The 7,386-nt window shown below is 69.5% G+C and carries 10 protein-coding genes; 2 read left to right on the top strand and 8 right to left on the bottom strand.

Going from position 1 to position 7,386, the window contains the following annotated elements; all coding sequences use genetic code 11:
- Positions 1-166: 166 nt before the first annotated feature.
- On the bottom strand, positions 167-910 hold the full coding sequence (locus ACFWPJ_RS13945; protein WP_378850902.1) for a hypothetical protein: 744 nt from the start codon (positions 908-910) through the stop codon (positions 167-169).
- 88 nt (positions 911-998) lie between these two features.
- On the opposite strand from ACFWPJ_RS13945, the gene ACFWPJ_RS13940 reads away from it, so the two are divergent.
- Positions 999-1,724: an NAD-dependent deacetylase gene (locus ACFWPJ_RS13940; protein ID WP_378850900.1), complete on the top strand. Its 726-nt coding sequence runs from the start codon at positions 999-1,001 to the stop codon at positions 1,722-1,724.
- Positions 1,725-1,774: 50 nt separating this feature from the next.
- Here ACFWPJ_RS13940 and ACFWPJ_RS13935 read toward each other — a convergent pair whose 3' ends face one another.
- Positions 1,775-2,659 (bottom strand): NAD(P)-dependent oxidoreductase, encoded by an 885-nt coding sequence (locus ACFWPJ_RS13935; RefSeq protein ID WP_378850897.1) that lies wholly within the window; start codon positions 2,657-2,659, stop codon positions 1,775-1,777.
- Positions 2,660-2,709: 50 nt separating this feature from the next.
- Between ACFWPJ_RS13935 and ACFWPJ_RS13930 the strand changes: the two genes are divergently transcribed.
- Positions 2,710-3,117, top strand: a complete 408-nt coding sequence (locus tag ACFWPJ_RS13930; protein ID WP_378850895.1) for a MerR family transcriptional regulator — start codon at positions 2,710-2,712, stop codon at positions 3,115-3,117.
- Here ACFWPJ_RS13930 and ACFWPJ_RS13925 read toward each other — a convergent pair.
- From ACFWPJ_RS13925 to ACFWPJ_RS13900, 6 genes are all read right to left on the bottom strand, one after another.
- A complete protein-coding gene (locus ACFWPJ_RS13925; RefSeq protein WP_378850892.1) occupies positions 3,072-3,554 on the bottom strand; it encodes a DUF5990 family protein in 483 nt (160 codons plus the stop codon). The genes ACFWPJ_RS13930 and ACFWPJ_RS13925 overlap by 46 nt on opposite strands.
- A gap of 27 nt (positions 3,555-3,581) precedes the next feature.
- Entirely contained in the window at positions 3,582-5,060 is a 1,479-nt protein-coding gene (locus ACFWPJ_RS13920; RefSeq protein ID WP_378850890.1) for a hypothetical protein, read from the bottom strand.
- Positions 5,061-5,151: 91 nt separating this feature from the next.
- Positions 5,152-5,343: a hypothetical protein gene (locus tag ACFWPJ_RS13915; protein WP_378850887.1), complete on the bottom strand. Its 192-nt coding sequence runs from the start codon at positions 5,341-5,343 to the stop codon at positions 5,152-5,154.
- 38 nt (positions 5,344-5,381) lie between these two features.
- Positions 5,382-6,638, bottom strand: coding sequence for an MFS transporter (locus ACFWPJ_RS13910; RefSeq protein WP_378850885.1), 1,257 nt, complete (start codon positions 6,636-6,638; stop codon positions 5,382-5,384).
- 154 nt (positions 6,639-6,792) lie between these two features.
- Positions 6,793-7,095 carry a hypothetical protein gene (locus ACFWPJ_RS13905; protein WP_189028937.1) on the bottom strand — a complete coding sequence of 101 codons (303 nt, stop codon included), beginning with the start codon at positions 7,093-7,095 and terminating at the stop codon, positions 6,793-6,795.
- 76 nt (positions 7,096-7,171) lie between these two features.
- Positions 7,172-7,386, bottom strand: a 215-nt coding sequence (locus ACFWPJ_RS13900; protein WP_378850882.1) for a DUF4334 domain-containing protein, incomplete at its 5' end; no start/stop codon positions are given.

Raw genomic sequence — 7,386 nt, 5'->3', positions numbered from 1 at the left:
TACCCGCTCCCGGCGCCGCTTTTGTGTGGGAGCCCCCGCGCGGGGGGGGCGCCGCGGGCGCGGGCGGGGGGGGGTGGGCGGCCCACACCGATTTCCCCCGGGCCGCCAGGGGCGCCGGGGACTTGCTGATCGTGGGCCGCGGCCGCGACGTCCTCGGTTCGGCGAGTCAGCGCACCAGCATCACCCGGTGTGCCGCGGTCAGCAGCGTGGCCAGCTCGTCTCGCTCGTCGGCGTCGAGTACCTCGAAGCAGGGGGCGATGAGCTCGTCGGTCAATGCCTCGGCGGCGTCCCAGCGCGCCCGCATCTCGTCGGTGACCTCCTCGAACGGCTCGGACCAGCCGAGCAGGCGCGCGTGGGTCGGCCCGTCCGACATCGGGGAGCCCGCGATCAGGATCGCTTGCAGCGGGGTCAGCCCGTTGGCGGTCACGGCGATGAAATGCAGGCCGCCGCGCAGTTCCCGCAGGACGTGGCTCACCTGCACGAGCGCGGCCCTGCCGTCGGCGGGCAGCGGCATCGCGCGCCAGCCGGCGAACAACGGCAGCCCCGCCGAGGGCGCGGCATCGACGACGCGGGCCAGCAGTTCGGCGAGGCGTTCGGCGTCGGCCTCGTCGAAGCCGGCGAGCTTGCGGCGCCCGAAGTCGTGACAGGCGGCCAGGTAGGCCGCGGCCGCGTCGGCGGCGGGCAGCGGCACCGATTCCCATGCGGCACGGATACATCCGGGTTCGAAGAAGCCGAAGGCCGCCGAGACCACATCGGCGTCGACATCACCGAGGACGCCGCCGCGCCCACGCGTGTAGGTGCCGTGGAATCCCGGCACCCCGACCGTGTCCCCGAAGTCCCTGACCTCGCGCGAGAGCATGAACGCCCCACCGAGTTCGAGCACCTGCTGTTTGACCGCTGTCGCCGTCATCGTCTGCCACCTTCCGCTGTTGATTCCAGGCAGACTTTAGCGCACCATAGCCAGATTGGGGAGCCCCCAGCTGCCCTACGCTGAACCCATGACCAGCCGACCTCTCGTGGCGATCCTGTCCGGCGCCGGTGTCTCCACCGACAGCGGAATCCCCGACTATCGCGGGCCGAACGGCCTGTGGCAGCGCGATCCCGACGCCGAGAAACTGGTCACCTACGACTACTACATGCGCGACCCCGACATCCGCCGCCGCTCCTGGCTCATGCGCGGCGAACATCCGGCCTGGCGCGCCGAGCCCAATGCCGCGCATCGGGCCGTCACCGCCCTGGCTGAGGCCGGAGTGGCGGTGCGGGTGATCACCCAGAATGTCGACGGGCTGCACCAGCTCGCCGGTCTGCCCGACCGCAAGGTCCTGGAACTGCACGGCAATGCCCGCGCGGTGGTCTGCACGGCGTGCGAGGACCGCACGACCACCGAGGCCGCGCTGGACCGGATCGCGGCGGGCGAGGACGATCCGGCGTGCCTGCGCTGCGGCGGCATCCTCAAGACCGCGACGGTCATGTTCGGTCAAGCGCTCGATCCGGAGGTTCTCGGTCAGGCGATGACGATCGCGCAGGCGTGCACCGTCTTCATCGCCGTCGGCACGAGCCTGCAGGTCCAGCCCGCCGCGTCGCTGGCAGGCATCGCCGCCGAGCACGGTGCGCGGCTGATCATCGTCAACGCCGAGCCGACGCCCTACGACGCGCTCGCCGACGAGGTGATCCGCGAACCCATCGGCACGGCACTACCCGCGCTGCTGGCTACCCTCGCCTGATCACGAATCGGTCTGCCGCCCAGCGGATTCGAGTGGCAAACCGATAACCGTCAGCTGTTGTAAGGCTTGGTGAATTCCTCGATCAGCACCGGATACTGCTCGTCGCCGTGCCCGGCCGCGATCGACCGGTCGGCCATCGCCTTGATCAGCCTGGGTAGCTCGGCGTTGACACCGAGTGCCTCGCTCTCTTCGACCAGGTGTGCCATTGCTCGCGCATCGGTCGCCAGCGCCGACACCTCGGCGGGAAACTCCCCGCGGTCGATCTGCTCGGCATAGCCGGGCAGCCACTCGGCCACGCCGGTGGCGATCAGCTGCGCGAACGGCGCATAGGTCGTGGCATCGACACCGGCGGTCCGCAGCATCGCGGTGCCCTGCAGCCAGGCGTTGAGCACGCTCCACATCATGGCCAGGCCCGCCACGTCGTACAGGGACGCGAGCCCGTGGTCGGCGCCCAGATAGCTGACGCCGCCGAGCGCTTCGAGTGTGGGCCGGTGGGCGTCGAAGTCCGCTTGCGGCCCGCTGTGCAGGATCACGGCCTCGGCGGTTCCGATTGTCGACGGGATGGCCATGATGGCGCCGTCGAGGTAGCGCACGCCGCGCTGCTCGGCCCACCGCGCGGCTTCTCTGGCCTGGGCCGAATCGCCCGAGGTCAGGTTGACAATGGTCGTGCCGTCGAGCGAAACCTCGCTCGCGGTGAGCAGTTCGCGCACTGCCGTGTAGTCGGTGACGCAGACGATGGCCAGCCGACTCGCCGCGAGCGCGTCGCCGACCGTGGGCGCCAGTCGCGCGCCTCGGGTCACCAGGTGGTCGGCCTTGGCGCCGGTGCGGTTCCAGACGGTGGTGGGATGCCCGGCGGCGAGGAAGGCGCCGGCGAGTGCCTGGCCCATCAGGCCGAGTCCGATGACGGTCACAGGTGTGTCGGTGGTGTTGTTCATGGGAGCATCGTCAACGTTGATACCGGTGTGAAGGTCAAGTGAGGGATTCGATGCGAATCGGGGAACTGAGTCATCGGACGGGCGTCAACGCCCATCAGCTGCGCTATTACGAGGCCCAGGGGCTGCTGGAGGCCGACCGCAGTGCCAACGGCAATCGCGATTACCCCGAGCATTCCGTGCTGCGGGTGACGCAGATCCGGCACCTGCTCGGTGCGGGCCTGTCGTCGGAAGACATCGCCTACCTGCTGCCCTGCGCCCAAGGCGAAGTCCCCGAGCTGCCCGGTTGCCCCGACCTCCTGGCTGCGATGCAGTCACGGATGCAGCGCCTCACCGACCAGATCGACCGGCTCGCGCGGTCCCGCGACGCGTTGGCGGCCTATATCGCGGCGGCCGAGCAGACCGGCGGCGACAGCTATCCCCCGTTCGACGGTGCCGACCGCGAAGCTGTTCCCGCCTGAGATTCCGCGGTCCACCGGATGGCCGGTGGTTTCACCCTCGCGCACACCGGGTTTCCGGTGGCGTCGGTCAGTCCGAGCCTGGCTTCGAGGACACCGGATACCGTCGCCGCCGCCATGACCTCGGTGGGCACGTCGGCGAGCATCAGCTTCGCCCGGCGGAACATCGCGAAGGTTCCGGCATCGTCGACGGTGCCCCAGCTGAGGTAGACGAACCGGGCACCGGGGCCACCCTGGACATACGGGCCACGCACATCGGCGCCGTCGACCGAGCATTCCAGCGTCCAGGTGACCGACTCCGCGTCACCGCGCTGCAGGTCGAGCAGTTCCTCCGGCCGGTTCCTGCGCTGCACGCCGACATGGATGTTCGTGTACGCAGGGGCGCCGGCGGGGTGACAGGACGAGCCGGGCAACCCGGTTCCCACGATGCGGATCAGCACCAGCCCATCCTCCCGCACCGGCGCAGATCACGGCTGGAACTGCGTCGACCCGATCCGCAGCAGCGACCAGACCAGCAGTGCGCCGACACCGATCATGAGGAACACGATCATCGGAAGATCGCCCTCGTCACGGGCTTTCGTCAGGATCTTCACCGCGCCCGACTCGACGAAGAAGGCCAGCACGAGCACCGCGTTCACCGCCACCGCCGCCCACATCGCGCCGGGCTGGTACGCCCAGTACCCGAGGATCCAGCAGAACAGCAAGGTGATCGGCAGCCCGAACAGCATCCAGCCGAAGCCGAGGACCACCAGGTTCTCGCCGTGCGCCTTCGGATCGGTCTCGGTCAGGTCGTTCAGCGATGCACCGGCTACCGGGCGGACCCGGCCGATCTGCACGACGGCATGCCCGAGACAGGCCACCGCGCACGCGATGACCAGGGCGAAGTATCCGCCGGCTGGGTCGAGCGGTGGTTCCCACGCCCATCGCATCGGCAGCCACCCGGCCCACATCATCAGCACGACCGCCGCCAGAGCGGATCGCCGCGCCCGCAACCTTTTCCGCGCATACCCGTCCGGGAACAGTCGCTTCTCGCGCCCGTACAGCCAGCCTGCCCACATCGGTGCCATTCCACCGACGACGACGGTGAGCCAGCGCCACTGCGCGGGCGTCAAAAACATCGACACCATCGCGAGCAGCCAGCTCGCCACCACGATCAGCACCGCTGGCCGAGCGACGGCCATCCACAGCGTGTCGGCGCGAGCGCGCAGCGCCACCACGGGATCGGGTTCCGGATCCGGCGGCGGGAGAGCCCGTTCCGATTCCCACCGATCGGCTGTCACCTCGTGGGACGGCTGCTCCCACTCCCCCTCGAACGCCGATCCCTGACACAGCACGGGACTGTCGTCGTCGCGATAGTCGTAGTCGACGTCCACCTCGCCGTAGGTGCGCATCCGCTCCATGCGCGTGGTGATCGCGAGCCCGTGCCAGGGCTCGTCGCAGTACGGGTTCGGGCAGTCCGGGTAGGTCGGATCGTCGTAGTCGTACCCGACCTGCGGCTCGCCGTCGCGCATGCTCTCCTCGACGAGCTCATCGATCTCATCGAGCAGCCGCTGCACCGGTTCCTCGACCGTGACCGGTTCGGCGAGAACAGGTTCCGGCGCGACACCGCCCGCCGACACCATGGCGAAGTCGATCGCTACGACGTCGGCCTCGACCGGCGCGGGCCGCCGCCAGATCCGACGAAACCACAAGTGCCGCACCAGCACCGCGTGTGCGGTGCCACCGACCATCAGCAGGAACAGGCTGATGTCGAACACGGTGTCGTGGGTCTGGAACGTCCACAGCGCCAGGACGAGCAACCCCAGATACCCGAGTGCGGCGCCCGCCACCGGCCACGACCTCGCCCGCACCGCCAGGACCGCGAACAGCGGCCATGTCAGGAATCCGATCGAGAGCAGCGGAACGAAGGACACGACCCAGCTCGCGCCCCTGAGTACGGTCGACACGACAAATCCCCCCACTGCCCGAATATGATCCGCCGATCCTAGGGTCGGCCCCGCACCGAGTCCAGGCGTTTCGCTGGCACTCAGCTCCCGTCTATTTCCACGGTTCGGGGGCTGCCTTCCCGGCGGAGCGGCGCCGGTCCCGGAGGACGAGAACCACGGCGGCAACCGACCAGATGACGCCGTAGGCGACGGCACGCATCGGGCTCCAGTTGGTGATCAGCAGCAGGACAGCGACGCCACCGAGTAAGCCGAGCAGCCGCGGGGTGTTCGCTTGACCTTTCATGCGGCAGATCATCGCATGGCCGCCGGTCCCACCGCGGGTCAGCCGTCGACCTGGGCGTCGACGGGGCGAACCTCCTCCAGCACCCGCGAGCGGCGCGTACTCCACGCCAACGCCGGGACGATGAGCAGCGCGATCGCCGCACCGAGGTAGGCCAGGCCGGGGAAATCGGCGGCCGCGACGATCAGCCCCGATCCCAGTCCGCCGCCCGCGCCCGCGATGGCGATGCCCACGTCGACGGTGCCCTGGGTGCGAGCGCGGGTCGCGACCGGGGTGGCGTCGGCGATCATCGTGGTGCCCGCGACGAGGCCCAGATTCCAGCCCACTCCGAGCAGGCCGAGGGCGGCTGCCAGTGCGATCACCGAACTCGGCGGTGCGAGGGCGGCGGCCAGCCCCGCCGCGACCAGGGTGACTGCCGCCGCCACGGCGACCAGCCCGGCTCCGAACCGGTCGACGAGCAGGCCCGACAGCAGCGACGGCAGATACATCCCGGCGACGTGCACCGCGATGACGAAGCCCGCGGCCCCGACTCCGTGACCGTGGTGCTGCATGTGGATCGGCGTCATCGTCATGACGGCGGCCATGACGAGCTGGGTCACCACCATCACCGTCGCCCCGGCCACGATCGGCCCCGACCACGTCTTCGCGGCAGACGTGCCGGCCGATTCGGCGGGCTGTTCCGACACGGCGATGCTGCGGGCGAGCACGAGCGGATCGGGCCGCAACATCACCCACAGCACGATCCCGGCGACCAGATATGCCGCACCCGACAACACGAAAGGCCCTGACAGCGGCGGAATTCCCCACGCCGTGGCCAGATCGGCCATCGGGTGCAGCAGATTGGGACCGACGACCGCGCCGACCGTCGTCGCGACGAGAACCGTGCTGATCGCGCGTGCCCGGTGCGCCGGGGTGGCGAGATCGGCGCCGGCGTAGCGCGCTTGCAAGCTCGTCGCCGTGCCCGCCCCGTAGACCAGCAACGACGCGAACAGCAACGCGATGCTCCCGGTGACCGCCGCGACGACAACCCCGAAACTGCCGAGCGCGCCGATCAGGTAGCCGAAGGTCAGCCCCGCTCGGCGTCCGGCGCGCTGCGAGATCCGCCCGACCGCGACCGCGGCCGCCGCCGATCCGACGGTGAACATCGCACTGGGCAATCCGGCCAGTCCGGTCGACCCGAGCATGTCCTGTGCCAGCAGCGCGCCGACGGTAATGCCTGCGGCCAGGCCCGCTCCACTGAATATCTGGGCGGCCACAAGCACCGCGAGAGTGCGCCGCTGGGCGGGATGTTCGCTCATGAGCGTCAACACTGCGCCAAAGATGGACAGTGGTCCAATCGGTTTTCGGGTCAGGCCGCGACGAGCCTGGACGCCCTCGAATCCCGCCGGGCCTGACGCAAACGACTATCGCCCGGGCAGACGGGGCTGCCCGGGCGAGGACCAGCCGGTCACCTCAGTGGCCGCCCGGGTCACTCAGGTGCAGTCCCTCACCGAGCTTGATCCGGCGATGCTCCGCGAGCACGATCATCACTCCCGACAGCAAACACACGCCACAGATCAGGCCTGCGATCACTGCCCACCCGACGAAGCCGGATCCCGCGGCGGTCAGCGTCGCGGCGAGAAAGACGATGCCGACACCGATGAGGAACAGTCCGGGCCAGTTGAGCGAGTCCTGGATGGACTCACCCGCGTGGGAACGGAACGTGCGCTCGGTATCGGGGAACTTGTGTACATGCGGATCGTGGTGTGTAGCCATGGCCTGCCGTCCTTTCGACCAGCCGTTCCATACCTCATGAGTACCCCTGATCGCGGCGATGCACCACCCCTGAGCGTCAGTCGCGGGCCAGGACGAAGAAGTACGGCTCCGGCATGTCACGGAAGTCCATCAAACCGAGCACGGTGTCGTCGTCGACCCGGCGGAAGACGTCGATGATCGGCAGGTGGTCGTAGACCATCGCCGCCGTCACGACCCCACGGTGTTCCACCCCGCGCAATCGCGCCCGGTACCTGCGCGTGCGCAGCGCGGGCCCGAGCACCCCGAGCAGAC

Origin of the sequence: Nocardia sp. NPDC058497, assembly GCF_042720195.1 — a bacterium.
In the GTDB taxonomy this organism is placed as follows: Bacteria; Actinomycetota; Actinomycetes; order Mycobacteriales; family Mycobacteriaceae; genus Nocardia.
Note: the sequence above shows the minus strand (reverse complement) of the source record. Positions and strands in the feature narration are given on the sequence as shown.